The sequence below is a fragment of the Alicyclobacillus acidocaldarius subsp. acidocaldarius DSM 446 genome, assembly GCF_000024285.1.
In the GTDB taxonomy this organism is placed as follows: Bacteria; Bacillota; Bacilli; order Alicyclobacillales; family Alicyclobacillaceae; genus Alicyclobacillus; species Alicyclobacillus acidocaldarius.
In genome coordinates this window covers 2,749,452-2,774,356 of record NC_013205.1, presented here as the reverse complement: position 1 = coordinate 2,774,356, position 24,905 = coordinate 2,749,452, and the positions used below count along the sequence as shown (strand labels likewise).

Annotated in this window: 39 protein-coding genes; 37 read left to right on the top strand and 2 right to left on the bottom strand. The window is 63.1% G+C overall.

Features of this window, described 5'->3' with window-relative positions:
* Positions 1–32: 32 nt before the first annotated feature.
* The 32 genes from rpsS to AACI_RS13270 all read left to right on the top strand — a co-directional run bounded on the left by rpsS (position 33) and on the right by AACI_RS13270 (position 16,662).
* The gene (gene rpsS / locus AACI_RS13425; protein WP_008339784.1) at positions 33–314 is read left to right on the top strand and encodes a 30S ribosomal protein S19; all 282 of its coding nucleotides are present in this window, start codon (positions 33–35) and stop codon (positions 312–314) included.
* 61 nt (positions 315–375) lie between these two features.
* A complete protein-coding gene (rplV, locus tag AACI_RS13420) occupies positions 376–732 on the top strand; it encodes a 50S ribosomal protein L22 (protein WP_012811928.1) in 357 nt (118 codons plus the stop codon).
* A gap of 15 nt (positions 733–747) precedes the next feature.
* Positions 748–1,428 carry a 30S ribosomal protein S3 gene (rpsC, locus tag AACI_RS13415; RefSeq protein ID WP_012811927.1) on the top strand — a complete coding sequence of 227 codons (681 nt, stop codon included), beginning with the start codon at positions 748–750 and terminating at the stop codon, positions 1,426–1,428.
* A gap of 6 nt (positions 1,429–1,434) precedes the next feature.
* Complete coding sequence (rplP, locus tag AACI_RS13410; protein WP_008339779.1) at positions 1,435–1,872, top strand: 50S ribosomal protein L16; 438 nt, start codon at positions 1,435–1,437, stop codon at positions 1,870–1,872.
* Positions 1,859–2,056: a 50S ribosomal protein L29 gene (gene rpmC, locus AACI_RS13405; RefSeq protein ID WP_008339776.1), complete on the top strand. Its 198-nt coding sequence runs from the start codon at positions 1,859–1,861 to the stop codon at positions 2,054–2,056. Before rplP ends, rpmC begins: the two co-directional genes overlap by 14 nt.
* A gap of 18 nt (positions 2,057–2,074) precedes the next feature.
* Positions 2,075–2,344, top strand: a complete 270-nt coding sequence (rpsQ, locus tag AACI_RS13400; RefSeq protein WP_012811926.1) for a 30S ribosomal protein S17 — start codon at positions 2,075–2,077, stop codon at positions 2,342–2,344.
* 31 nt (positions 2,345–2,375) lie between these two features.
* Positions 2,376–2,744, top strand: coding sequence for a 50S ribosomal protein L14 (rplN, locus tag AACI_RS13395; protein WP_008339772.1), 369 nt, complete (start codon positions 2,376–2,378; stop codon positions 2,742–2,744).
* Between the two features lie 38 nt (positions 2,745–2,782).
* A complete protein-coding gene (gene rplX, locus AACI_RS13390) occupies positions 2,783–3,094 on the top strand; it encodes a 50S ribosomal protein L24 (RefSeq protein ID WP_035469237.1) in 312 nt (103 codons plus the stop codon).
* Positions 3,095–3,121: 27 nt separating this feature from the next.
* Positions 3,122–3,661, top strand: a complete 540-nt coding sequence (rplE, locus tag AACI_RS13385) for a 50S ribosomal protein L5 (RefSeq protein WP_012811925.1) — start codon at positions 3,122–3,124, stop codon at positions 3,659–3,661.
* A 19-nt stretch (positions 3,662–3,680) separates the two neighbouring features.
* Positions 3,681–3,866: a type Z 30S ribosomal protein S14 gene (locus tag AACI_RS13380; protein ID WP_008339767.1), complete on the top strand. Its 186-nt coding sequence runs from the start codon at positions 3,681–3,683 to the stop codon at positions 3,864–3,866.
* A gap of 27 nt (positions 3,867–3,893) precedes the next feature.
* Positions 3,894–4,289 (top strand): 30S ribosomal protein S8, encoded by a 396-nt coding sequence (gene rpsH / locus AACI_RS13375; protein WP_008339765.1) that lies wholly within the window; start codon positions 3,894–3,896, stop codon positions 4,287–4,289.
* Between the two features lie 25 nt (positions 4,290–4,314).
* Positions 4,315–4,854, top strand: coding sequence for a 50S ribosomal protein L6 (rplF, locus tag AACI_RS13370; protein WP_012811924.1), 540 nt, complete (start codon positions 4,315–4,317; stop codon positions 4,852–4,854).
* Between the two features lie 39 nt (positions 4,855–4,893).
* Entirely contained in the window at positions 4,894–5,253 is a 360-nt protein-coding gene (rplR, locus tag AACI_RS13365; protein WP_008339761.1) for a 50S ribosomal protein L18, read from the top strand.
* 24 nt (positions 5,254–5,277) lie between these two features.
* Positions 5,278–5,772 (top strand): 30S ribosomal protein S5, encoded by a 495-nt coding sequence (gene rpsE / locus AACI_RS13360; protein WP_008339760.1) that lies wholly within the window; start codon positions 5,278–5,280, stop codon positions 5,770–5,772.
* Between the two features lie 16 nt (positions 5,773–5,788).
* On the top strand, positions 5,789–5,977 hold the full coding sequence (gene rpmD / locus AACI_RS13355) for a 50S ribosomal protein L30 (RefSeq protein ID WP_012811923.1): 189 nt from the start codon (positions 5,789–5,791) through the stop codon (positions 5,975–5,977).
* 16 nt (positions 5,978–5,993) lie between these two features.
* Positions 5,994–6,437: a 50S ribosomal protein L15 gene (gene rplO, locus AACI_RS13350; RefSeq protein WP_008339756.1), complete on the top strand. Its 444-nt coding sequence runs from the start codon at positions 5,994–5,996 to the stop codon at positions 6,435–6,437.
* Between the two features lies 1 nt (position 6,438).
* The gene (gene secY, locus AACI_RS13345) at positions 6,439–7,731 is read left to right on the top strand and encodes a preprotein translocase subunit SecY (protein ID WP_012811922.1); all 1,293 of its coding nucleotides are present in this window, start codon (positions 6,439–6,441) and stop codon (positions 7,729–7,731) included.
* A 41-nt stretch (positions 7,732–7,772) separates the two neighbouring features.
* The gene (locus AACI_RS13340; protein WP_012811921.1) at positions 7,773–8,423 is read left to right on the top strand and encodes an adenylate kinase; all 651 of its coding nucleotides are present in this window, start codon (positions 7,773–7,775) and stop codon (positions 8,421–8,423) included.
* Positions 8,420–8,755, top strand: a complete 336-nt coding sequence (locus tag AACI_RS13335) for a KOW domain-containing RNA-binding protein (protein WP_081442651.1) — start codon at positions 8,420–8,422, stop codon at positions 8,753–8,755. The genes AACI_RS13340 and AACI_RS13335 overlap by 4 nt, the downstream gene beginning before the upstream one ends.
* A gap of 1 nt (position 8,756) precedes the next feature.
* The gene (infA, locus tag AACI_RS13330; protein ID WP_006445797.1) at positions 8,757–8,975 is read left to right on the top strand and encodes a translation initiation factor IF-1; all 219 of its coding nucleotides are present in this window, start codon (positions 8,757–8,759) and stop codon (positions 8,973–8,975) included.
* 61 nt (positions 8,976–9,036) lie between these two features.
* Complete coding sequence (gene rpmJ, locus AACI_RS13325) at positions 9,037–9,150, top strand: 50S ribosomal protein L36 (protein ID WP_008339738.1); 114 nt, start codon at positions 9,037–9,039, stop codon at positions 9,148–9,150.
* Positions 9,151–9,383: 233 nt separating this feature from the next.
* Positions 9,384–9,752 carry a 30S ribosomal protein S13 gene (gene rpsM, locus AACI_RS13320; RefSeq protein ID WP_012811919.1) on the top strand — a complete coding sequence of 123 codons (369 nt, stop codon included), beginning with the start codon at positions 9,384–9,386 and terminating at the stop codon, positions 9,750–9,752.
* Between the two features lie 18 nt (positions 9,753–9,770).
* Positions 9,771–10,187 carry a 30S ribosomal protein S11 gene (rpsK, locus tag AACI_RS13315; RefSeq protein ID WP_008339734.1) on the top strand — a complete coding sequence of 139 codons (417 nt, stop codon included), beginning with the start codon at positions 9,771–9,773 and terminating at the stop codon, positions 10,185–10,187.
* A 62-nt stretch (positions 10,188–10,249) separates the two neighbouring features.
* A complete protein-coding gene (rpsD, locus tag AACI_RS13310; RefSeq protein ID WP_012811918.1) occupies positions 10,250–10,876 on the top strand; it encodes a 30S ribosomal protein S4 in 627 nt (208 codons plus the stop codon).
* A gap of 71 nt (positions 10,877–10,947) precedes the next feature.
* Entirely contained in the window at positions 10,948–11,886 is a 939-nt protein-coding gene (locus tag AACI_RS13305; RefSeq protein ID WP_008339730.1) for a DNA-directed RNA polymerase subunit alpha, read from the top strand.
* Positions 11,887–11,913: 27 nt separating this feature from the next.
* Positions 11,914–12,279 carry a 50S ribosomal protein L17 gene (gene rplQ / locus AACI_RS13300; protein ID WP_008339728.1) on the top strand — a complete coding sequence of 122 codons (366 nt, stop codon included), beginning with the start codon at positions 11,914–11,916 and terminating at the stop codon, positions 12,277–12,279.
* Positions 12,280–12,290: 11 nt separating this feature from the next.
* The gene (gene truA, locus AACI_RS13295; RefSeq protein ID WP_012811917.1) at positions 12,291–13,079 is read left to right on the top strand and encodes a tRNA pseudouridine(38-40) synthase TruA; all 789 of its coding nucleotides are present in this window, start codon (positions 12,291–12,293) and stop codon (positions 13,077–13,079) included.
* Between the two features lie 80 nt (positions 13,080–13,159).
* Positions 13,160–13,606, top strand: coding sequence for a 50S ribosomal protein L13 (rplM, locus tag AACI_RS13290; protein ID WP_012811916.1), 447 nt, complete (start codon positions 13,160–13,162; stop codon positions 13,604–13,606).
* 15 nt (positions 13,607–13,621) lie between these two features.
* Entirely contained in the window at positions 13,622–14,014 is a 393-nt protein-coding gene (rpsI, locus tag AACI_RS13285; RefSeq protein ID WP_012811915.1) for a 30S ribosomal protein S9, read from the top strand.
* A gap of 223 nt (positions 14,015–14,237) precedes the next feature.
* The gene (locus tag AACI_RS13280) at positions 14,238–15,011 is read left to right on the top strand and encodes an N-acetylmuramoyl-L-alanine amidase (protein WP_012811914.1); all 774 of its coding nucleotides are present in this window, start codon (positions 14,238–14,240) and stop codon (positions 15,009–15,011) included.
* Between the two features lie 21 nt (positions 15,012–15,032).
* Positions 15,033–15,494 (top strand): hypothetical protein, encoded by a 462-nt coding sequence (locus tag AACI_RS13275; RefSeq protein ID WP_012811913.1) that lies wholly within the window; start codon positions 15,033–15,035, stop codon positions 15,492–15,494.
* 70 nt (positions 15,495–15,564) lie between these two features.
* Positions 15,565–16,662: an Mrp/NBP35 family ATP-binding protein gene (locus tag AACI_RS13270; protein ID WP_012811912.1), complete on the top strand. Its 1,098-nt coding sequence runs from the start codon at positions 15,565–15,567 to the stop codon at positions 16,660–16,662.
* Positions 16,663–16,786: 124 nt separating this feature from the next.
* On the opposite strand, the gene gerD is transcribed toward AACI_RS13270, so the two are convergent.
* Together gerD and pdaB are read right to left on the bottom strand one after the other, a co-directional pair.
* The gene (gene gerD / locus AACI_RS13265) at positions 16,787–17,458 is read right to left on the bottom strand and encodes a spore germination lipoprotein GerD (RefSeq protein WP_012811911.1); all 672 of its coding nucleotides are present in this window, start codon (positions 17,456–17,458) and stop codon (positions 16,787–16,789) included.
* A 90-nt stretch (positions 17,459–17,548) separates the two neighbouring features.
* A complete protein-coding gene (gene pdaB, locus AACI_RS13260; RefSeq protein ID WP_012811910.1) occupies positions 17,549–18,301 on the bottom strand; it encodes a polysaccharide deacetylase family sporulation protein PdaB in 753 nt (250 codons plus the stop codon).
* A 150-nt stretch (positions 18,302–18,451) separates the two neighbouring features.
* Between pdaB and AACI_RS13255 the strand changes: the two genes are divergently transcribed.
* From AACI_RS13255 to glmS, 5 genes are all read left to right on the top strand, one after another.
* Positions 18,452–19,135, top strand: coding sequence for an SGNH/GDSL hydrolase family protein (locus AACI_RS13255; protein ID WP_012811909.1), 684 nt, complete (start codon positions 18,452–18,454; stop codon positions 19,133–19,135).
* An 87-nt stretch (positions 19,136–19,222) separates the two neighbouring features.
* Entirely contained in the window at positions 19,223–20,044 is an 822-nt protein-coding gene (cdaA, locus tag AACI_RS13250; RefSeq protein WP_012811908.1) for a diadenylate cyclase CdaA, read from the top strand.
* The gene (locus AACI_RS13245; protein ID WP_012811907.1) at positions 20,041–21,246 is read left to right on the top strand and encodes a CdaR family protein; all 1,206 of its coding nucleotides are present in this window, start codon (positions 20,041–20,043) and stop codon (positions 21,244–21,246) included. Before cdaA ends, AACI_RS13245 begins: the two co-directional genes overlap by 4 nt.
* 77 nt (positions 21,247–21,323) lie before the next feature.
* On the top strand, positions 21,324–22,664 hold the full coding sequence (glmM, locus tag AACI_RS13240; RefSeq protein WP_012811906.1) for a phosphoglucosamine mutase: 1,341 nt from the start codon (positions 21,324–21,326) through the stop codon (positions 22,662–22,664).
* 268 nt (positions 22,665–22,932) lie between these two features.
* Entirely contained in the window at positions 22,933–24,762 is a 1,830-nt protein-coding gene (gene glmS, locus AACI_RS13235; RefSeq protein ID WP_012811905.1) for a glutamine--fructose-6-phosphate transaminase (isomerizing), read from the top strand.
* The last annotated feature ends 143 nt before the right edge of the window (positions 24,763–24,905 follow it).

The window sequence follows — 24,905 nt, the reverse complement described above, 5'->3', positions numbered from 1 at the left end:
GTCACGTTGACTTGGAAGGGAGGTCGTTCGCAGTGGGTCGTTCTCTGAAGAAGGGTCCGTTCTGTGACGCCCATCTCATGAAGAAGGTCGAGGCGCTGAACGCCTCGGGCGAGAAGAAGGTCATCAAGACGTGGTCGCGCCGCTCGACCATCTTCCCGCAATTTGTGGGGCATACATTCGCTGTGCATGACGGTCGGAAGCACGTGCCGGTGTACGTCACGGAGGATATGGTCGGACACAAGCTCGGCGAGTTCGTCCCGACCCGCACATTCCGCGGCCACGCTGGCGACGAGAAGTCGTCGCGTTCGCGCTGACGGATGAAGGAAACTGGGCCGCTGGCACTGAGTGGCCAGCGCCGAAGGAGGAGGTCGTGTCATGGTATCGACGCAGTCGGAAACGCGGACGGCTCGCGCGGTCGCGCGCTATCTTCGCATCGCACCGCGGAAGGCTCGCCTGGTGGTCGACTTGGTGCGCGGGAAGAACGTGCAAGAGGCGCTCGCCATCTTGAAGTTCACGCCGCGAGCCGCGTCGCCGTTGGTGGAGAAAGTGCTTCGCTCCGCGATTGCAAACGCCGAGAACAATCACAATATGGACGTGGATAAGCTCTACATCAAGGAGATCTACGTCGACGAGGGGCCCACGCTGAAGCGCTGGCATCCCCGCGCGCAAGGCCGTGCCTTCAGCATCTTTAAGCGCACGAGCCATATCACCGTCGTCCTGGCGGAACGGTAAGGAGGGATTGCCTGCATGGGGCAAAAAGTAAACCCAATCGGCCTTCGCATTGGGATCATCCGGGACTGGGAAGCGAAATGGTACGCCAATAAGAAGGACTATCAGGAGCTCCTCCACGAGGACCTGAAGATCCGGAACTACGTGATGCAGCGCCTGAAGGATGCGGCCATTGGTTCGGTCGAGATCGAGCGCGCGGCGAATCGGATCAACGTCACGATTCACACGGCGAAGCCCGGCATGGTGATCGGCAAGGGCGGCCAGGAGGTCGACGCCCTGCGCAACGAGTTGAACAAGTTGACCGGGAAGCGCGTCCACATCTCGATCTCGGAGATCAAGCAGCCGGACCTGTGTGCGAAACTGGTGGCGGAGAGCATCGCGCAGCAGCTTGAGCGGCGCGTGGCGTTTCGCCGTGCGATGAAGCAGGCCATTCAGCGGTCGATGCGCGCAGGGGCGAAGGGCGTCCGCGTGCAGGTGTCGGGCCGGTTGGGTGGCGCGGAGATTGCCCGCACGGAAGGCTACGTGGAGGGGACGGTTCCTCTGCAGACGCTTCGAGCGGACATCGACTACGCGCTCGCGGAGGCACATACCACGTACGGCCGGATCGGCGTGAAAGTCTGGATTTACCGGGGAGAAGTGTTGCCGAAGCGGAAGAACGCCCAGGCGGAGGCGGCTTCTGAAGCGGTTCAAGGAGGTTGATGGACCATGTTGATGCCAAAGCGCGTGAAGTACCGCAAGGAGCATCGCGGTCGCCTGAAGGGACGCGCGAAGGGCGGACGGACGGTCGCGTTTGGCGACTACGGCCTGGTGGCGCTTGAGCCCGCCTGGGTGACGAACCGGCAGATTGAGGCCGCCCGTATCGCGATGACGCGCTACATGCGCCGCGGTGGCAAGGTATGGATTAAGATCTTTCCGTCCAAGCCTGTGACGAAGAAGCCTGCTGAGACCCGTATGGGTAGCGGTAAGGGCTCGCCGGAGATGTGGGTTGCCGTTGTGAAGCCGGGGCGTGTGTTGTTCGAAGTGGCCGGCGTGAGTGAAGAGGTTGCGCGCGAAGCGATGCGCCTTGCCGCGCACAAGCTGCCGATCAAGTGCAAGTTCGTGACTCGTGAAGAAGTGGGTGGTGACGCGAATGAAGGCAACTGAGCTTCGGAGTCTGAGTGACGAGGAGCTGAAGGCCCGGATCGATGGGCTCAAGGACGAGTTGTTCAACCTCCGCTTCCAACTCGCTACGGGTCAATTGGAGAATCCCATGCGCATTCGGCAGGTTCGCAAGGATATCGCGCGCGCGAAGACCATCCTGCGCCAACGCGAGTTGGGCATCGGCTGAGAAGGGAGGTTCTTGAACATGGCGGAGAATGAGCGCAATCAGCGCAAGGTGCGCGTCGGCAAGGTCGTGAGCGACAAGATGGATAAGACCATCGTGGTGGCGGTCGAAGAGCGCGTGATGCACCCGCTCTACGGCAAAACGGTCCGACGCACGAAGAAATTCAAGGCGCACGACGAGAACAACGAGGCGAAGATCGGCGACGTCGTTCGGATTATGGAGACTCGGCCGCTCAGCAAGGAGAAGCGCTGGCGCTTGGTCGAGATTGTGGAACGCGCGGAGATTGTCTGATCCAGCTGCCTGCTGAAGGGAGGATACGGCGATGATTCAACCGCAAACGCGGCTCGTGGTTGCGGACAACTCGGGCGCGAAGGAAATCATGTGCTTCCGCGTGCTCGGCGGTTCCAACCGGAAATACGCGAACATCGGCGACGTGATTGTGGCGTCCGTCAAGAGTGCAACACCCGGGGGCGTTGTCAAGAAGGGCGACGTGGTGAAGGCGGTCATCGTGCGGAGCAAGCGCGGGATTCGCCGGAGCGATGGCTCGTACATCCGGTTTGACGAGAACGCGGCTGTGATCATCCGCGATGACAAGAGCCCTCGCGGAACGCGCATCTTTGGTCCGGTTGCGCGTGAGCTGCGCGATCGCGACTTCATGAAGATCATCTCATTGGCACCCGAGGTGCTGTGACTGGAAGACCGCGAGGAGGGGGTGTGACCGTGCCAAAGCTGCGTGTGAAGACCGGCGATAAGGTGGTCGTGATCGCAGGCAAGGACAAGTCGAAGCAGGGGCGAATCCTGAAGGTGTATCCGAAGGAGGGCCGTGTGGTCGTCGAGGGCGTGAACATCGTGAAGCGCCACACGAAGCCGAATCCACAGCATCCCGAGGGCGGGATCGTGGAGAAAGAGGCCCCCATTCACGTGTCGAACGTGATGATTGTGGATCCGAAGACGGGCGAGCCCACGCGCGTGGGATACAAATTCCTCGAGGACGGGCGCAAGGTCCGGTACGCGAAAAAGTCTGGCGAAATCCTTGACTGAGTAGCCAGGTGAAAGGAGGGAACAGCGTTGGCTCGTTTGTTGGAGAAGTACCGGAACCAGGTGGTTCCGGCACTGATGAAGCAGTTCAACTACAAGAATCCGCTGCAGGTTCCTCGGCTTGAGAAGATCGTGATCAACATGGGCCTCGGCGAGGCGACGCAAAACCCGAAGGTGATCGACGCGGCGGTGGAAGACCTGCGCGCCATCTCCGGACAGCAGCCGGTGGTCACGCGGGCGAAGAAGTCGATTGCGGGTTTCCGCCTGCGCCAGGGGATGCCGATTGGCGTGAAGGTGACACTCCGAGGCGAGCGGATGTATCACTTCCTGGATAAGCTCATGAATCTCGCGCTGCCGCGCGTTCGCGACTTCCGCGGCGTGTCGCCTCGCTCGTTTGACGGCCGCGGCAACTACACGCTGGGCCTGCGCGAGCAACTGATTTTCCCGGAGATCGACTACGACAAGATCGACAAGGTCCGCGGCCTGGAGGTCGTCGTGGTCACAACTGCGAAGACGGACGAAGAGGCGCGTGCGCTTCTGACCGAGCTGGGAATGCCGTTCCGCCAGTAATGGAGAGGGAGGTCCTACGGTGGCCAAGAAATCGATGATCATCAAGGCGCAGCGGAAGCCGAAGTTCAGCACCCGTGCGTACACGCGCTGCCGCATTTGCGGTCGGCCGCACTCGGTGTACCGCAAGTTCGGCGTGTGCCGCATCTGCTTCCGCGAGCTGGCATACAAGGGACAGCTGCCGGGCGTCAAGAAGGCCAGTTGGTAATCGGCAAGTGGAAGGAGGCGAGCTCGCATGATGACGGATCCGATTGCAGATATGCTCACGCGCATCCGCAACGCGAACCTCGTTCGGCATGAGAAGGTTGAGGTTCCGGCTTCGAAGATGAAGCGCGCGATCGCGGAGATTTTGAAGAACGAGGGCTACATCCGGGACGCCGAGTACATCCAGGACGGCCCGCAGGGCACCATCCGACTGTTCCTGAAGTACGGCAAGAACAACGAGCGCGTGATCACCGGCCTGAAGCGCATTTCGAAGCCGGGGCGCCGCGTGTACGTGGGCCATGAGGACCTGCCGCGGGTGCTCGGTGGACTCGGAATCGCGATTATCTCGACGTCGAAGGGCATCATGACGGATCGCGAGGCGCGCAAGCTTGGCGTCGGCGGCGAGGTCATCTGTTACGTGTGGTAAGTCGGGACGACGGGAGGTGCAAGGAATGTCTCGTATTGGTCGCAAGCCGATTCCGATCCCGGCAGGGGTCGAGGTATCGGTCAACGGCACGGAAGTGACGGTGAAGGGGCCGAAGGGCCAACTCGCTCGCCACGTGCATCCAGAGATGAAGGTCATCGTGCAGGATAATCAGGTCATCGTGGAGCGCCCGTCCGATGAGAAGCTGCACCGCGCGCTGCACGGCACGACCCGCAGCGTCATCGCCAACATGGTCGAGGGCGTGACGAACGGGTACACGAAGAGCCTGGAGCTGGTGGGCGTCGGTTATCGTGCGGCGAAGCAAGGCAACAAGGTGACGCTGTCGGTCGGGTTCTCTCACCCGGTGGACCTCCCGCAGGTGGAGGGCATCGAGGTGGAAGTGCCGGCGCAGAACAAGATCGTCGTGCGGGGCATCGACAAGGAGCTCGTCGGCATTTACGCGGCAAAAGTCAGGTCCATCCGGCCGCCCGAGCCGTACAAAGGCAAGGGCATTCGTTACGAAGGGGAAAACGTGCGGCGCAAGGTCGGTAAGACCGGTAAGAAGTGATGCCGGCGGCTGCGCCGCGTGAGCAAAGGAGTGAACAGCGTGATTACGAAGCCAAACCGCAACGAAGCGCGCAAACGGCGTCACGTGCGGGTTCGGGCCAAGGTCTTCGGAACGCCCGAACGGCCGCGGCTGAACGTGTTCCGGTCGAATAAGCACATCTACGCGCAGCTCATTGACGACACCATTGGGCACACCATCGCGGCTGCGTCGAGCCTCGAGAAGGGCTTCGAGGGCAACGGCGGTAATGTGGAAGGTGCGCGGCAGGTCGGCCGCATGATCGCGGAGCGCGCGCTTGCCAAGGGATACAAGAAAGTCGTCTTCGATCGCGGCGGATACCTCTATCACGGGCGGGTACGGGCGCTTGCAGACGCCGCGCGTGAAGCGGGGCTCGATTTCTAATTCCACAGGGAGGAAGGTGTACACGTGCGCATTGACCCGAATCAATTGGAGTTGACGGAGCGCGTTGTCCATGTGAACCGCGTGGCGAAGGTCGTCAAAGGCGGACGGCGCTTTTCGTTCTCGGCGCTCGTGGTGGTGGGCGACGGTCAAGGGCATGTGGGCGCGGGCCTCGGCAAGGCGCAGGAGGTTCCGGATGCCATTCGCAAGGGCATTGAGGACGCGAAGAAGCATCTGATCGAGGTGCCCATCCGGAAGACGACGATTCCGCACGAGGCGCTCGGCCACTTTGGCGCAGGTAAGGTCCTCATCAAGCCAGCTCCCGCAGGTAGCGGCGTGATCGCCGGTGGACCCGTGCGCGCCGTGCTCGAGTTGGCTGGGATCAAGGACATCGTGACCAAGTCGCTCGGGTCCAACAACCCCATCAACATGGTGCACGCGACCATCGACGCGCTGAAGCAGCTGAAGCGGCCGGAGGAAGTCGCGCGGCTTCGCGGAAAGTCGCTTGAAGAGATTCTGTGAAGAGGAGGCGTACACGGTGGCGAGGAAGCTTGCAATTCGGCTCGTTCACAGCCCCAACGGACGCCAACCGGTGCAGCGCAAGACGGCCGCGGCACTAGGGTTCCGCAAGTTGTACCAGACGGTCGTGCGAGAGGATACGCCGGTGATTCGCGGCATGGTGAACCGCATTCGCCATCTGGTTGAAGTGACCGAGGTCGAAGAGTGAGAGGGAGGTGTGACGGATGAAACTGCATGAGCTGAAGCCCGCTGAAGGTTCCAAGCACCGCAAGAAGCGCGTGGGCCGCGGCACGAGCTCCGGACACGGCAAGACGTCCACGCGTGGTACGAAGGGCCAGTGGGCGCGATCCGGCGGTGGCGTTCGCCCGGGATTCGAAGGTGGTCAGACACCGCTGTTCCGCCGCCTGCCGAAGCGCGGTTTCACCAATGCCCGCTTCAAGAAGGTGTATGCGACGGTCAACGTGGATCGCCTGAACGTCTTCCCCGCCGGGACGGTGGTGACGCCGGAGCTGTTGCTCGAGCGCCGGATCATTCGCGAACCGCTGGACGGTCTCAAGATTCTCGGCAAGGGCGAGTTGCAGGTGAGCCTGACGGTGAAAGCCCACGCGTTCTCATCCTCGGCGCAGGCGAAGATTGAGGCCGCGGGTGGCACCGTCGAGGTGATCTGACGTGTGGCAGGCCATCGCCAACCTATGGCGCCTGAAGCACCTGCGCAAACGCATCCTGTTCACGCTGATGGTTCTTGCCGTGTACCGGATTGGGACGTACATTCCGGTGCCCGGCATGAACGTGAGCGCCCTGAATGCGGGGGCCGGAAACAACGCGCTGTTCAGCTTGCTGAACATGTTTTCCGGCGGCGCATTCTATCGCTTTTCGATCTTCGCGATGAGTGTCACGCCGTACATCACCGCGTCGATCATCGTCCAGCTGTTGCAATCGGGCGTGATCCCGCGGTTTGAGGAGTGGCAGAAGGAGGGCGAATCGGGCCGGCAGAAGCTGACCCAGGTCACCCGCTACCTGACCGTGGCGCTCGGTCTGCTGCAGGCCGCGGGCTTCACGTACATGTTTGCGCGCTCGGGGCTCTTGCTGCCGGGGGCCAACAACTGGTGGTCGTATGTCGTGATTGTCGTCACGCTGACGGCCGGCGACACGCTCCTCATGTGGTTCGGCGAGATGATCACGGAGAAGGGCGTCGGCAATGGCATCTCGCTTCTGATTTTCACGAGCATCCTGTCTCGCTTCTCGACGCTCGGGCAAGAGGTCTACGCCAACTGGTTCATGAATCAGTCCGGGCACCTCTTTCTCGGGATCTTGAAGACGCTGATCCTGATCGCGGGGATCGTCGTCATCTTTGCGCTGATCGTGTTTGTGCAGCAGGCGGAGCGAAAGATCCCGGTGCAGTACGCGAAGCGCGTGGTGGGGCGGACGGTCTATTCGGGCCAGCAGTCGTACATCCCCATCAAGTTGCTCGCGGCTGGCGTGATCCCGGTGATCTTCGCCATCTCGCTCCTGTTTCTGCCGTATACCATCGCGTCGTACTTTCAATCGCATCACTGGGCCGAGTTCATTCTGCGCTATCTGAGCCCGCAGACCGGGTGGTTCATGGGCGCGGAAGTGATTCTCATCATCCTGTTCACGTTCTTCTACACGCACGTTCAGATCAACCCGCAGCAGCTGGCGGAACAGCTGCAGAAGCATGCGGGCTTCATTCCGGGCGTGCGGCCGGGGCACGAGACCGAGATGTACATCGTGAAGGTGATCAACCGGGTCACCGTGTTCGGGTCCGTGTTTCTGGGCGTGATTTCCGTATTGCCGTTCATTCTTCTGGGCGCCATGAACCTCACCGATTACAACATTCAGGGCACGTCGCTGATCATTCTCGTCGGTGTTGCGCTGCAGACGATGCAGCAGATGGAAGGCCAGTTGCTCCAGCGCCAGTACCGGGGATTCATCCGCGAGTGACAGGGCAAGCGCTGGTCGCTCGTGCAAGGAGGGGGATGTCCGTGCAGGTCATTTTGATTGGATTGCCGGGCGCCGGAAAGGGAACGCAGGCTGCGAAGATTCAGGCGGAGTTCGGCATTCCCCACGTTTCGACGGGAGACATGTTCCGGCAAGCTATCGCGTCAGGGAGCGATCTCGGCCGACAGGTGAAGGCGTATCTCGACTCCGGGCGCTTGGTGCCTGATGAGACCACTGTCGCGGTGGTGCGCGACAGGCTGCAGAAGCCGGACGCGGAGAAGGGATTTCTGCTCGATGGCTTCCCGCGGACGGTTCCGCAGGCGCGGGCACTCGATGACTTGCTTCAGGAACTGGGAAAGCCGCTCGACCGCGTCCTGTACATCCACGTCGATCCTTCGGTGCTCAAGGAACGCCTGACGGGTCGCCGCATATGTCGGTCCTGTGGGGCGACGTACCACGTCAAGTTTCAGCCGCCGAAGGTGGAAGGCGTGTGCGACGTGTGCGGCGGCGAGCTGTACCAGCGCCCCGACGATACCGAGGAGGCGGTCGCCACTCGCCTTGAGCAGTTCAAGCAGACGGAACCGCTCATTGCGTACTATGAGGAGCGGGGACTGCTCAAGCGGATCGACGGCGAGCAACCGATCGAAAAGGTACACGAGGACGTCGTCGCGGCCCTGGCGCCGTTTAAGAGGTGAAGCAGAGCGCGATGGGTGCACCTCGGGAGCTCCCTCCGATCGGTTCATACGTCGAGGTGATTCAAGGGCGGGACGCGGGTCTCGTCGCGGTGGTCCTCGCCCACGAGGGCGATCGATTCGTGCGGATTGCCGACGGTGACGTGCGACGCGTCGAGAAGCCGAAGAAGAAAAACGTGGCCCATGTTCGGAGAATTCATCGGATGGCCGAAGGCATTGCCCAGAAGCTGGCGGAAGGCGGCCGCGTGACGAATGCGGAACTCCGCCACGCGGTGAGAATGTTGTTGGAGGCGCAAACGGCAAACGGACAAGAGCGTGAGCAAGGGGGGACATGAGATGGCAAAGGACGATGTGATTGAAGTCGAGGGCACGGTCATTGAACCGCTGCCGAACGCGATGTTCCGCGTCGAGCTGGAGAACGGGCACAAGGTGTTGGCGCACGTGTCGGGAAAGATCAGGATGCACTACATCAAGATCCTCCCCGGCGATCGCGTCACGGTGGAACTGTCGCCGTACGATCTGACCCGTGGCAGGATTACGTACCGCTACAAGTAATGGAGTGCTGGCATTCGCGGAGTCGTTGCGGTATGATACCGCAAGTGGAGGAGGGGTAAGTGTGAAAGTCCGTCCTTCCGTCAAGCCCATGTGCGAGAAATGCAAAGTGATTCGCCGCAAGGGCAACGTGATGGTGATCTGCGAGAACCCAAAACACAAGCAGCGCCAGGGCTGACCATGGGAACCGCCACGGCGGGATAAGTTCGGGGCTTCCACGAAGACAGCGCGGCTGGTCCTTCCACGCGGCCTGCGGCCGCATCGCACATGCGCCCGCGGGTGAGCGTGAAGGGACTGTCTTCGTGTTTGCATACAAATCACTGATGGAGTCGCTGGACTCGGCAGAGCGCGCGAGGCGCGGTCCTGTACAAGCCCAGCGCGGACGAAGCACATTGGAGGTGCAGTCTGTACATGGCACGTATTGCCGGCGTCGACTTGCCGCGCGATAAGCGCGTCGAGATCGGACTGACGTACATTTACGGCATCGGCCGCACGACGTCCAACAAGATCCTCGCGGCCACGGGCATTGATCCGAACAAGCGCGTCCGGGATCTCACCGAGGACGAAGTCGTTCGGTTGCGCGAAGAGATTGAGCGCAACTACAAGGTCGAGGGCGATCTCCGCCGCGAAGTGGCGATGAACATCAAGCGGCTCATCGATATCGGTTGCTATCGGGGCATAAGGCACCGCCGCGGGCTTCCGGTTCGCGGTCAGCGCACGAAGACGAATGCGCGCACGCGGAAGGGTCCGCGCCGCACGGTCGCAGGCAAGAAGAAGTAATCTCTGGAGGTGTCATCGTTGGCAAATAAGGTCACCAAGCGCCGTGGCTCGTCGACGAGTGCTCGCCCGCGCCGCCGCGATCGGAAGAACATCGAGGTGGGCGTGGCCCACATCAAGTCGACGTTCAACAACACCATCGTCAGCATCACGGATCCGGCTGGCAACGTGATCTCGTGGGCATCCGCCGGCACGGTGGGCTTCAAGGGATCGCGCAAGAGCACGCCGTATGCCGCGCAGCTCGCGGCTGAGGCCGCCGCGCGTTCCGCGATGGAGCACGGGATGAAGTCGGTCGAGGTGCTGGTGAAGGGCCCGGGGGCTGGCCGCGAGGCTGCCATTCGCTCGCTTCAGGCGGCGGGGCTCGAGATCACGGGAATTCGAGACGTCACGCCCATCCCGCACAACGGATGCCGTCCGCCGAAGCGCCGCCGCGTCTGACGAGGCGTCGGAATTCCGCGGGTTGAACAGGTATAACAACTATTGGAGGTGTCCATCCTAGAATGGCAAGGTATACAGGGCCCGTGTGCCGTCTGTGCCGCCGCGAAGGCATCAAGCTCTACCTGAAGGGTGAGCGGTGCTTCAGCGAGAAGTGCGCTGTCGACAAGCGGCCGTACGCACCGGGACAACATGGACAAGGTCGCAAGCGCACCACCGAATACGGCATGCAGCTGCGGGAGAAGCAAAAGGCGCGCCGCTACTACGGGGTGCTGGAGAACCAGTTTGAGCGTTATTACGAGGAGGCCGCTCGCCGTCGCGGGGTGACGGGCGAGACGTTGCTCCAGCTGCTCGAGAGCCGCCTGGACAATGTCGTGTACCGGCTTGGCTTTGCGGCGTCCCGCGCGGAGGCTCGCCAGTTGGTGCGCCATGGCCACATTCAGGTGAACGGCCGGCGTGTGGACATTCCGTCGTTCCTGGTGAAGGAGGGCGACGTGGTGTCGGTTCGGGAGAAGAGCCGCGACAACGCCCGCCTGAAGGAGCTCGCCGAACTGATTCCGAGCCGCACCATCCCGGCCTGGCTGGAGCTCGACGCCGAAAATTGGACGGCGAAGGTGCTGCGCCGCCCTGCGCGCGACGAGATCGACGCCCCGGTGCAGGAGCAGCAAATTGTCGAGTTCTACTCTCGTTAATCCGGGGTGAACGCTGGATCGTCTAGCCAGCTCCGAGCGTCGACGAGTACCACTCCCAAGGAGGATTAGGAATGATCGAGATAGAGAAGCCGCGGATCGAGATTGTGGAACAAACCGGCGACTACGGGAAGTTCGTGTGCGAACCGCTGGAGCGCGGCTACGGGACGACGCTCGGCAACTCACTGCGCCGCATCCTGCTGTCTTCTATCCCGGGGGCAGCGGTGCGGTCGGTGAAGATCGAGGGCGTGCTGCACGAGTTCTCCACGATTCCTGGGGTCGTCGAGGATGTCACCGAGATCATTCTCAATCTCAAACGGCTCTCGTTGAAAATTCATTCCGACGAAGAGAAGACGCTGATCATCGACGCCGTGGGCCCGGGAGTGGTGACGGCTGGCGACATCCGCGCGGATTCGGACGTCGACATCATGAATCCTGACCTGCACATCGCGACGCTGACCGAGGGCGCGCGCATCTACATGGAGATGCGCGCCGGCCGGGGGCGCGGATACGTGCCGGCACACCGCAACAAGCCGGAGGAGCAGGAGATTGGGCTCATTCCCATCGACTCGTTGTACTCGCCCATCTCGCGCGTGAACTTCTCCGTGGAGAACACGCGCGTGGGTCAGATCACGGACTACGACAAACTCACGCTCGAGGTGTGGACGGACGGAAGCGTGGCGCCGGACGAGGCGGTCTCGATCGGAGCAAAGATCCTGACGGAACACTTGATGCTGTTTGTCGGTCTGACGGATCGGGCGCGGGACACGGATCTCATGGTCGAAAAGGAGAACGCGCACAACGACAAGATCCTCGACATGCCGATTGAGGAGCTGGACCTGTCGGTGCGCTCCTACAACTGCCTGAAGCGCGCGGGCATCAACACGGTGGCGGAGCTCTGCGCGAAGTCGGAAGAAGAGATGATGAAGGTCCGCAACCTCGGCCGCAAGTCGCTGGAGGAAGTGGTCGAGAAGTTGCATGCCCTTGGACTTAGTTTACGCAAGGACGACTGAGCGATTCGCAGCAAGGGAGGGAGACGCATGGCATATCGCAAGTTGAATCGGACCTCTTCGAGCCGCAAGGCGCTGTTTCGCAGCCTTGTGACGGATCTGTTCCTGTACGAGCGCATTCAGACGACCGAAGCCAAGGCCAAGGAACTGCGCTCGATCGCGGAGAAAATGATCACGCTGGCGAAGCGGGGCGACCTGCATTCGCGCCGCCTGGTGGCCCGCTACGTGCGACGCGAAAAGCTGTCGCCGCTCGGCGAGGGCCCGGACGCGATTCAGAAGCTGTTCGGGGACATCGCGCTGCGGTACAAGGACCGCAACGGCGGGTACACGCGCATCGTGAAGGTGGGCCCGCGCCGCGGTGACGCTGCGCCGATGGTCGTGATCGAACTCGTGTGAGGGTGGGGCATGTGAGCCGTGGGCGCCGCATACGACTCGTGCTGGGCTATGACGGGTCGGGCTTCCACGGCTTTGCCCGTCAAGAAGGCCTGCGCACGGTTCAGGGCGTGCTGGAAGACGAGCTAAGGCGCATGCTCGGCGTGGACATCCTCGTCGAAGGCTCCGGTCGGACGGATCGGGGCGTGCACGCGCGCGCTCAGGTGGTCCACTTCGACCTGCCGTACGGCCCGCCTGCGGATCGGATGGTGCACGTGTTGCGCCGGCGACTGCCTGCCGATCTGCTGCCTCGAGATGCGGGCGAGGTGGACGAGGGGTTCCACGCACGCTTTTCCGTCGTCCGAAAGACCTACCGGTACACGCTGGATTTGGCCCCTCTGCCGAGCCTCTACTGGTACCGATTCAGCTGGCATCATCCGGAACCGCTCGATCTCGCCGCGATGCAAGAGGCGGCACGCCATCTCCTGGGCGAGCACGACTTCACCTCGTTCTGTGCGGCCGAGGCGCGGCAGCGGGATAAGGTGCGCCGGATCGACCGCGTCGAGTTCCGGCAGGACGGATCGCGCCTCCATATCGAATTCGAGGGAAACGGGTTCCTGCAATACATGGTGCGGATCTTGGTGGGCACCTTGGTGAAGGTCGGCCGAGGTCAAGAGAGGCCGGATCGAATTCCGCTCATCTTGGAGGCTCGGGACAGGCGGCTCGCCGGCGAGACGGCGCCGCCGCACGGCTTGTGTCTGTGGAACGTGGAGTATCCGCCTGAGTATGGCGGGAAGGTCATTGATCTGGCTGACGATTTATAATAAAATTGTGCAGGTATTTGACCCACTCGATTCCCCCGTTCCATCGGTAGGTCAAATTGCATCGTTCGGAGGGAACGTTGATGCGTACGACATACATGGCGAAGCCCGGCTCCGTCGAGCGCAAGTGGTACGTCATTGATGCCACGGGATGGCGCGTGGGCCGCTTGGCGACGCAGATTGCGATGATTTTGCGAGGGAAGCATAAACCCGAGTTCACGCCCCACGTCGACACGGGCGATTTTGTCATCGTCGTGAATGCGGACAAGGTTGTGTTCACGGGCCGCAAGCTGGATCAGAAGAAGTATTACCGCCACTCCGGTTACCCGGGCGGTCTCAAGGTCACCACGGCGCGCACCATGCTGAATACGCACCCGGAGCGCGTGCTGTACTATGCCGTGCGCGGCATGCTGCCGCACAACTCGCTCGGCCGTCAGCAACTGAAGAAGCTCCACATCTACGCGGGGCCTGAGCATCCGCATGCGGCGCAAAAACCGATTCCGTTCGTACCCGGCGAGACGCGGGAGTAAAGGAGGGGCTGCAACTTGGCAAGCGTTCAATACTGGGCTGTGGGCCGTCGCAAGACCTCCGTCGCTCGCGTGCGCCTTCTTCCGGGCGACGGCAAGATTATGGTGAACAAGCGGCCGATGGACGAGTACTTCGGGCTCGAGTCGCTGAAGCTGATTGTCAAGCAACCGCTGTTGCTCACGGACACGGTGGGGCAGTACGACGTGTACGTGAACGTGCGCGGCGGGGGGATCTCCGGGCAGGCGGGGGCCATCCGTCACGGCATCGCTCGCGCCCTGCTGAAAGTGGATCCGAATCTGCGCCCGACGCTGAAGCGCGCAGGACTCTTGACTCGCGATGCGCGCATGAAGGAGCGCAAGAAGTACGGGCTCAAGGCTGCGCGTCGCGCGCCACAGTTCTCGAAGCGCTGAGTCGCGACACGCGGCGGCACGTTGTGTTGGAGAGGCTGTTCCTATCCCGGCGTCACTGGGATGGGGGCAGCCTTTTTCGCGGCTTGGCGGCGGGGGCGCGCATCGCGGGCCGCCATCGCACTTCAGCTCTGTCACTCTACCCCTCCACGCGAGCGGCGCCTCATGATCTGGCGCCCGGCTGCGCACACTGAGGGCAGCACGTTGCGCCGGAGGGGGCATGATCATGCACGGGAAGCACAGGCACGTGCCGCTCGCGTTCGCTGCGATGGCGATGCTCGTGGGGGCGACCTCCCTCGTGGTACCCGTACAGGATGCGCGGGCGGCATGGTTTCGTCCGCTTCAGCATAGGGTGAATCCAGGTGTTCAAGCGACCGGCATCCAGGGCAAGGTCATCGTCGTGGATGCAGGCCATGGCGGCCGCGACTCCGGAGCGCGAGGCGTCGGCGGAATTGAGGAGAAGGATATCACACTCTCCGTTGCGCTCAAGCTCGCGCGCTACCTGCAGCAGGGCGGCGCCATCGTCATCATGACAAGGACCACGGACACCGACCTCGCCACAGAGCGCGATCGCGCCATGAGACAGCGCCATTTGGGCGATCTGCGCGGCCGATTGAACGTGGTTCGCCGCCAGCGCGTCGACGCCTTTGTTTCGATTCACTGCAACAGCGCACCATCTCCCGACTGGCGTGGCGCTCAGGTCCTGTACCTGAAGACGAATCCGCACGCCAAGCAGCTCGCAACCGTGATGCAGGAGGCGTTTCGGACGGAGCTTCTGCCGACGCACCGCGATGTGCAGTCGAATCGGACGCTCTTCCTTCTCAAGCGCATCGAAGGGCCCACGGTTCTGGCGGAAATCGGATTTGTGTCGAACCCGGAGGAGGCGCGCGCGCTCACCACGGACGCCTATCAGGAGCGCGTGGCCTTCGCCATGTACGAAGCCCTGGTTCGCTACTTCAGCGATCCGGCCGTAGAGCAAGTGCCGGAGGACGACGGCTAATCGCAGCGGGAGGGAGCGGCATTGCGGCAGCGAGGATTGGCATGGCTCATGGCCGCAGCCATCGGGGGGCTCGGGCTCATGGCTTGGTCTCCCTTAGCGGCCGATCTCGTCGGGCGCCCGGCATCCGCCGCGCGCGCGGAGACGTCGTCAGGCCATACGTTGCCTCTCGTCCTCGAACGGGCGCCCTTCGACTGGGAAGGGCGCCCTGTCTACGTCCTGACCAATCGGTCCTCCAGCGTCCTCACGCACATCGTCATTCGGAGCTGGGAGGGCGATCTTCTGCCCATCCTCTACATCGGCCCGCGGGCACCTTCGTCCGTCCCACCGCGCCCGCTCGCCGACCCGCCTTACACGCTCGAACCGGGTTGGTCCATGTGGTTCGTGGGCCAGGAACAGCCGTGGCCTCGCTACGTGATCAACTGGTTGGATCAAGGCGTGAACTCCTACCAGGTGGTCTCCGCGCGTTTGGTTTCCCCCGCCTGATGATGTACACTAAACGCAGTGTCGCGTGTGTTTTTCCGAGGTGTTTGCGGACAAGGAGGTTTTTCGATAGATGGTGACTCGCGAGCAGGTCATCGAGGCGCTCCGGGACGTGAAGGATCCGGAGGTCGGCCGCAGCATCGTGGAGTTGGACATGGTGCCGTCGGTCGAGATCGAAGGCGGAAAGGTCACCGTGGACGTGTTGCTCACCATCCGCGGCTGCCCGCTGTCCAACGTCATTGAGCGGGAAATCCGGGAGCGCCTGTCGCAACTCGAAGGCGTGACCGAAATCGAGGTGCGCGTGGGTCACATGACGGACGAACAGCGCGCGCAGTTCGCCGCCAAGGTGCGCGGCATGGGGCGGGCGAACGCCGAAGCGCAGCAGGCCGAGCTTCCGCCCATCCTGCGGGAGCAGGGGCGGCAATTCCTCGCCATCGCCTCCGGCAAGGGAGGCGTCGGCAAGTCCACCGTGACGGCCAATCTGGCGGTTGCCCTCGCGCGAAAGGGCTACCGGGTGGCGCTCATCGATGCGGACATCTACGGCTTCAGCATCCCGGTCATCTTCGGCATCGAGGGCGTGAAGCCGGCGACCATCGAGGATCTGATCATGCCCGTGCAGGCCGAGGGCGTGAAGATCATGTCCATGCAGTTCTTCGTGCCTGAGAACACGCCCGTGGTGTGGCGCGGCCCGATGTTGGGCAAGACGCTGCGCAGCTTTTTCGGGCAGGTCCACTGGGGCGACGTGGACATCGTGCTGCTGGACCTGCCGCCGGGCACGGGCGACGTGGCGCTGGATGTGCACACGCTTCTGCCGCAGAGCAAGCAGCTCATCGTCACCACCCCGCAGGCCGCCGCGGCTGAGGTGGCGGTGCGCGCGGGTCTGATGGGCGTGCGCACGAATCACCAGGTCATCGGCGTCGTCGAAAACATGGCCTACTTCGTGTGCGACTCGTGCGGAGAGACTGCGTACCTGTTCGGCCGGGGCGGTGGGGAGCGCGTCGCCGCGGCGCTCAACACGACCCTCCTCGCCGAGATCCCGATTGCGAATCAGGAGAAGGAGCGCGCGGGGATCTTTTCCGCCGAGTCCCTGCACGGGCAGGTCTTTGCTAAGCTGGCCGATCGCGTCGCGGAGGCCATGGGTCTCGCTCAGAACCGCGAACTCCGGGCGTGATCGTCCGTCAGCGCCGGGCGTCAACGTGAAGCTGGGCGTCAATATCAAACGGCACAAGCGCGCCGGGCCGCGACATGACTCGGCGCCCTTGTGCCGCTTTGTTTCACGGCCTCTTCGACCTTCATCACGAGGACGATCCCGACTCCTCCGACGAATTGCTCGACTTCTCCTGCGATCCGCCCTTTTCGCCCTGGCCTTGTCCCCCTGCCGTGGCCTGTCCGGCCTGCATCGCCTTCTGCACAGCGTCCTGCACGGTCTGCTGGAACTGAACCTGGAACGTCGGCGAGGCGAGGGTCTGGAGAATCACCTTCTGCAGTTCGGATCGAAATTCAGGTCCCTGCATCATCGTCTGCAGGGACTTCATGAACTCGTTCGATTGCAGGAGCACCAGCATGTCCTGCTGGAAGTTCGGATCTTTCATCAGGCTCTCGACGGTATCCTTGAGCTCGGGCTGCGCGGCCTTGGCGAGCGCCGCCGCGAACTGCGGGTCCTTGGCGGCCTCGGTCAGAAAGGTCTGGGTCTGTTTCGACTGAATGAAGTCGGTGAGCGCCTGTTTCACCTCGTCAGGTGAAGCGATGAGCTGATTTTTGAACTCCGGATTTTTCAGGGTGTCCAAGAGCGCCTGCTGGCCTTCCTTTGAATTGAGGATGTCCACGACCATCTGTTTCGTCTGTGTGTAATTCCCGCCCCCGCCCTCTCCGCTTGCGCTCACGTCAGCCCCGGCGTTCATGCCACAGCCAGTGACGGCGAGAGCCGCGAGCCCGATTGCCACGAGGCGCGCAAGCCTGTTGTTCACGCCAAGCCCCTCCTCAACACCCGGTTTACCGTCAGTATGCGACTCGGCCCGCCGACCTATCCCGGGCGGCCGCGATGGCACCCAAACCGGTCACTGCACTTTGGACTGCACGTTGGCGCCCGCCAGGAGCTCGGATACCGTCACAAACCGATACCCCTGCTGGCGCAGATTTTCGACGATCCTCGGCAGCGCCTCCACGATCTGCTTCGAAGAGTCGCTGGCGTGCATCAGCACGATGTCGCCCGGCACCACCCGCTTCGTCACCCGGTTGACAATCGCGTCCACGCCTGGGTTCTTCCAGTCGAGCGAGTCGGTGTTCCACTGTACCACCGTGTAGCCCATGCTCGTGAGACAGCGAATGACCCGCAGATTGAGGTCGCCGTTCGGCGTCCGGAACAGCTTCGGTTTCACGCCCGTGACCTGCTGAATGGCCTTGTCCGCGAGCATCGCCTGCTCTCGGATCCAGGAATCCGGGTAATTCGAATAGTCCTTGTGCAGGTATCCGTGGCTCCCGATTTCATAGCCCATGGCCTTGATCTTCTTGGCGATCTCGGGATGGTGCATCGTCCAGGGCCCGCTCAGAAAAAACGTCGCCTTCGTCACACCGCATTTCTTCAGCGTCTCCAACACCGGCTCGGGCGTGCGATGCCCCCAGGAGATGTCAAAGGTCAGGGCCACCACTTTCTCCTTCGTATCCACCTTGTACACGGCCTTCGGGGCCTGAGCCTTCGTATCGGCGGCGCGCACCGACCCGGCTTGCAGGCTCATGCACGACACGGCGCACACGCATGCGGCCGTGAGCGCGGCGACGCCCGCGCGAAGTCGCTTCCAGAAGCTCCGCATTGGCCAACCTCCCTTGTGATTCTGCCTGCAGTGTTTGCAGCGGCCGCACCGCCTATGCGATCTCGCCACCGGCGCGTGGGCGCCTCTTGTGACCAATCGCCGGGAAAGCCCATAGCTTACGATCAGCGACTCACCCAGGAGGCGATGATCATGCTGATGCTCGCGCTCGGCGACTCCATTACATATGGCTACGGTGCGAGTGCGCCGGAGAAGAGCTTTGCGCAGCGCCTTCGCGCCCGCTTCGCCCGCCAGGTCCGCACGACGTTGCATATCCAGGCGAAGCCGGGGTGGACGGCGAGGCAGCTGTTCAAATCGCTTCAGGACCTCCCGCCCTGTATCGTCGAGGAGGCCGAGATCGTCACGCTCATGATCGGCGGAAACGATCTCCTGCGAAGCGCGCCGGCGATCCTCACGCGGCGAGCCGATCTCATTCAGGACGTCATGCGCCGCTCTGAGGAGGACGTGGAGCGCTTGGTGGAATGGTGCAAACGCCCGCACAGCACGTTCGGTATTGCGACCCTCTACAATCCCTTTCCGAATTTCGCCTTGGCCGAGGAGGTGACGCAGGAGTACAACGATCGCGTCCGCCGGATCGCGCTTCGTCACGGGCTCGTGGTGGTGGAGACCTACAAGGCGTTTCGCGGGCACGAGCCGGCCTATGTCGAGCACTACCGAAGTGGGCAGTTCCGGGATCTGCGCCTGTTCCGCAATCCGATTCATCCGACGGACGAGGGACACGAGGCGCTCGCGAAGGCGTTTTTTCGCGCGCTGCAGCGGGCGCGATCGAAGGAGCGCACGCGGGCCACGCGCGGGCGGGCTGCGTGGCGGGCGTGAACGCGCGGTTGGAAGTAGCTGTCTTGACTCGGGGCCTCGGGTAGGAAACAATGGGAAAGAGACTCCCCGACGGTCAGGGGGCTTTGTATGGACGCGTGGTTCGCGGCAATCCGGGACTTTGGCTTCAAGGACGTCATCGACATCCTGTTCGTGGCCTTCATGATCTACTACCTGTTGCTTCTCATCCGCGGCACTCGAGCGGTTCAGCTCCTGAAGGGTGTCATTGTCGTCGTGGTCGTGACCATGGTCTCGAGCCTGCTCAACCTGTCCGCCTCCAACTGGCTTCTGAATCGCATCATCGAGATTGGGCTGTTTGCGATTCCCGTGGTGTTTCAACCCGAACTTCGGCGCGCGCTCGAGCAACTGGGGCGCGGAAGCCTGTGGAACTTCAATCTCCTCCTGCATGAGGAACCGAACATGGTGCACACGGTGAACGAGATTGTCAAGGCCTGTCAGGTGCTCGCGAAGACGAAAACGGGGGCGCTCATCGTCATCGAACGCCAGACGGGCCTGAACGAATATATCGAGACGGGGACGCGCCTGGAGGCGCGCGTCAGCACGGAGTTGTTCATCAACCTGTTCATTCCCAACACGCCGCTGCACGACGGGGCCGTGATCGTGCGGGGGACGCAGATCATGGCCGCGGGATGTGTGCTGCCGCTCACGGAGAACCGCAACCTGGACAAGCAGCTCGGCACGCGGCACCGCGCCGGGCTCGGCATCACGGAGCAGTCGGACGGGGTGAGCGTCATTGTGTCCGAGGAGACGGGGCAGGTGTCCGTCTGTGTGGATGGCGTGATGCACAGCCACCTGGATGAGGAGCGGTTGAATGAGCTGTTGATGAAGCTGCTCGTCCCGCAGAAGACGAGTGCGCTTTCTTTCTGGAATCGAAAGGCGGAGTCGCGATGATGGATCGGCTGCTGAACAACAACGTGGCGCTTCGGATCATCGCGCTCGTGCTCGCGTGCATCCTGTGGCTGGCGGTGCACGCCGAGCAGGGCGGCAGCCAGCAGGCCTCGACGGGGGTCACCGAGTCGTTTGAACTTCCGGTTCGAGTGGAGACCTCCGCGGATGAGGTGTTGGTGTCCCAGGTGCCGACGGTCACCGCTCGGGTGACCACCAGCCTCCTGAGGCTGCCGACGCTCGCCACCGACATGACGAAAGCCGAGATCGTCGCGAATGCGCAGGACCTGGGCGCTGGCACCTACACTCTGCACGTGGCGGCCATCAACATGCCGGCCAGCGTGCGAAGTTACACGCTCTCGCCGGCCACCATCACGGTGACCTTGGAGCCGAAGGTGACCGTGGAGCGGCCCATCCGGCTGAGCGTGGTGGGGGCGCCGAGTCAGGGTTACGTGCTCGGCAAGCCACAGATTGGCGCGGGCGTGGTCGAAATCTCGGGCGCCGCATCCAGCGTGCAGTCGGTTGCGGAAGTCGCAGGCGTGGTGGACGCGAGCGGGCTTTCGCAGACGGAGACGAAGCTCGTGGATCTCTTGCCCCTGGATGGGGCGGGCAAGGCGGTGCCGGGCGTGACCGTGACGCCGTCCGCCATTGCGGTGACGCTGCCGGTGACGTCGGCCAGCCAGACCGTCAAACTGACACCCGCCGTGACGGGCCTGCCTGCGGCGGGGTACGCCATCGCGTCGGTCCGCTTGGAACCGACGAGCGCTGTGGAACAGGGGCTGCCTGCAGGTCAGCTCCCGCAGGGCGGGTTGCGCGTGCCCATCGATGTGACGGGCCTCGCCAAGTCGACGACGGTGTCGGTCCCGGTTCCGCTCCTGCCGGGCATGACGAGCGTGTCGCCCGCGGCGGTGACGGCCGTGATCGACGTGGAGCCGTCGGCGGTCTACACCCTTCAAAACGTGCCGGTGACCATCACGGGGGCGACGGGCGTGCGCCTGCTCGGCCCTCGGACCGTGACCGTCACGGTGGCGGGGGCGCAGTCGGCCGTGCAAGCCGTCGAGAAGGACGCGAGCGCGGTTCAGGCGTACGTGGATGCATCCGGCATGAGCCGTGGCACGGCCTCGCTGCCCATCCAGGTCCACCTGCCCGCGGGGCTGTCCGCGGTCAGCATCTCCGCGCGGACGGCCACCGTGCAGGCGATGCCGTGACCCGCCAAAGACTGCATCTTTGCACGAACCGCCTTCTGTGGCACAATGTTTGCGTTGTGAGAGAGGAGCGTGCATCGGTGGGCAGGTGGTTTGGAACGGACGGCGTGCGCGGCGTGGCGAATCAGGAGCTCACGCCGGAGCTTGCGTTCCGGCTGGGGCGCGTCGGCGCGTATGTGCTGACGGCGCGTCGGCCGGGATCGCGCATCGTCGTCGGCAAGGATACCCGGATTTCGGGTGACATGCTGGAAACGGCGCTGGTGAGCGGAATTTTGTCAATGGGCGTGGATGCGCTCCGGCTCGGCGTCATCTCCACGCCTGGCGTGGCGTATCTGACACGGCTTCTACGGGCGGACGCGGGCGTGATGATCTCGGCGTCCCACAACCCGGTGGCCGACAACGGCATCAAGTTTTTCGGCGGCGACGGGTTCAAGCTCCTGGACGAGATGGAGGAGCGGATGGAGGCCCTGCTGGCCGAAGAAGCCGATACGCTGCCGAGGCCCATCGGTGACGGCGTGGGCCGGATGTACGACGAGCCCGCGACGGAGGCGTACATGCGCTTTCTGGTGCAGGCCGCCCGCGTGCGATTCGACGGGCTGAAGGTGGTGCTCGACTGCGCGAATGGCGCGGCTTCTTTTATCGCGCCCGAGGTGTTCCGGCGGCTCGGCGCGGACGTGATCGTCATTCACGCGAATCCAGACGGCGTGAACATCAACGTCGACTGTGGGTCGACCCATCCGCACATCGTGCAGCGTGCGGTGCTGCAGCACGGCGCGGACGTGGGGCTCGCGTTCGACGGGGATGCGGATCGCTGCATCGCGGTGGACGAGAACGGCGAGGTGGCGGACGGCGACTTCATTATGGCCATTCTCGCGCGCGCCATGAAGGAAAAGGGAGAGTTGCGCGGAGACAAGGTCGTCGCCACGGTCATGTCCAACCTCGGCTTTGTGAAGGCCATGAGCGATCTCGGCATCACCGTGCTGCGCACGGCCGTGGGGGATCGGTACGTGATGGAGCGGATGCGGGAGGAAGGCGCGTCGCTCGGCGGCGAGCAGAGCGGGCACATCATCTTGCTCGATCACACCACCACCGGCGACGGCATGCTGACAGCCGTGAAGCTGGTGGAGACCATGGTGGAGAGCGGCAAGCGGCTATCCGAGCTGTCCCGCGTCATGATTCGCTACCCGCAGATCCTGGAGAACGTGCGCGTGCGTGACAAGCGCGCCTGGCGTGACAACGCGGCCATCCAGGACGCGCTGCGCAGGGCAGAGGCCGATCTCGGCGAGAGCGGGCGCGTGCTCGTGCGCGAGTCGGGGACCGAGAACCTCGTGCGCGTCATGGTCGAGGGTCTCGATGAGAAGCTCTTGCGCCGCGTGGTCGGCGACATTGTCCAGGTCATCCAGGCGGAGCTCGGCGCGTGAAGCGTGGCTCGCTGAAGGGAGGGATGCCAGGCGAGGAACCGGATGGGCGTTTTCTCGTAGAATGTCACATGCGGCTGTGAATCTGATACGCAGCGCATGGGAAGCGCCCGGACTCGGCGGCGGCCGAGTTGACGCGGAGGAGGTTGGCGAAAGATTCGGCGGATGCCTCCCGGCGCCAATCCGATCGCGCCGCAAGCGAAGCCTGAAATCCACCGGGCGACCGGTGGGACAGAGGCGAGCAGATCGGATGAAGGAGGATACCTGCTTCATGTGTGGAATTGTCGGCTATATCGGCCCCAGGAATGTCAAAGACGTCGTCGTGGGCGGCTTGGCGAAGCTCGAATACCGCGGCTATGATTCCGCGGGCGTGGCTGCGCTGGCGGACGGGAACATCCGGATTGTGAAGGCGGTGGGCCGCCTGTCGAATCTGGAGGAAAAGCTCGCTGAGATGCCCATCTCGGGCCACATCGCCATCGGCCACACGCGGTGGGCGACGCACGGCAAGCCGTCGGACGAGAACGCGCATCCGCATCAGGACTGCAGCGGCCGATTCGCCATCGTGCACAACGGCATTGTGGAGAACTATCTCTCGCTGCGCGAAGAGCTGATGGCGCTCGGGCACGAGTTCCGGTCGGAGACCGACACGGAAGTCGTGGCGCACCTCATTGAAGAGATGTACAACGGCGATCTGTTCGAGACCATGATCGCGGTCGGCAAGCGGATCCGCGGCGCGTACGCGCTCGTCGTCATGGCGAAGGACCATCCGGACGAGATCGTCGCCATTCGCCGCGCAAGCCCGATGATCATCGGCCTCGGCGAGAAGGAGAACTTTGTGGCGTCGGACATCCCGGCTATCCTGGAATACACGCGCGACATCTACGTGATGGAGGACGGCGAAATGGCCGTCCTGCGGCGCGACGGCGTCGAGTGCTTCACGATGGATGGCGAGCCGGTGAAGAAAGAGGTGTATCACGTCACCTGGGACGCGGTCAGCGCGGAGCGCGGGGGCTATCCGCACTTCATGCTGAAGGAGATCCACGAGCAGCCGCGCGCGGTTCGGGATACCCTTCGCGGCCGGGTGTCGGACGATCTCAGCCGCGTGGAGCTGCCTGAACTCGGCCTTCAGGACGAGGACATCCGCGCCATCGACCGGATTCACATCGTCGCGTGCGGCACGTCGTGGCACGCGGGCCTCGTGGGCAAGGCCGCGATCGAGGCGTTCGCGCGCATCCCGGTCAACGTGGAGATCGCGTCGGAATATCGGTACTCCGACCCCATCGTGACGGATAACACGTTGGTCATCGCCATCACGCAGTCGGGGGAGACAGCGGACACGCTCGCGGCGATGCGGGAGATGAAGAAGCGCGGCGTGCGCGTGGTGGCCATCACGAACGTGGTCGGCAGCTCGGCCGCGCGCGAGGCGGACAGCACCATCATCACGTGGGCGGGGCCGGAGATCGCCGTGGCTTCGACGAAGGCGTACACCACGCAGCTCGTGGCGCTGTACCTGTTGGCCGTGCGGTTTGGCCTGAGCCGCGGCACGCTCGCGGAGGAGAAGGCGCGCGAGGTGCTGGCGGCGCTCGACAATCTGCCGCAGGTTGTGGAGCAGGTGCTGGACACGGCGCCGCAAATTGAGTCGTTTGCGAAGCGTTACAAGGATGCGCACGACACGTTCTTCATCGGGCGCGGCATCGACTACGCGGTGTCGCTCGAAGGCGCGTTGAAGCTCAAGGAAATCTCCTACATTCACGCAGAGGCGTACGCGGCGGGCGAACTGAAGCACGGGACGCTGGCGCTCATCACGGATGGCGTGCCGGTCATTGCGCTCGCGATGCAGCCGGAACTGTACGAGAAGACGCTGTCGAACATCGTCGAGGTGAAGGCGCGCGGCGCGTTCGTCCTCGGGCTCACGTGGGTGGGCAACGAGGACCTCGAGAAGACGGTGGACGAAGTGATCTATCTGCCGAAGACGATGCCGCTTCTCGCGCCCGTGGCGGCGGTGATTCCGCTGCAACTGCTGGCGTACTACGCCGCGGTGGCGCGGGGGAACGACGTCGACAAACCGCGAAACCTAGCGAAGAGCGTGACGGTGGAATGAACGATGCGGGCGAACTGGGAAGAGCTATCTTCGCAAAATCAAATCCTTCCCCAGCAAAATAAGTTCTTCCCTGAGTAAAGAAGTTGTTCCGTAGAGCACGGGTGAATTCGGGTCAAAAGCCTGGATTCGCCCGTTCGTTTTTG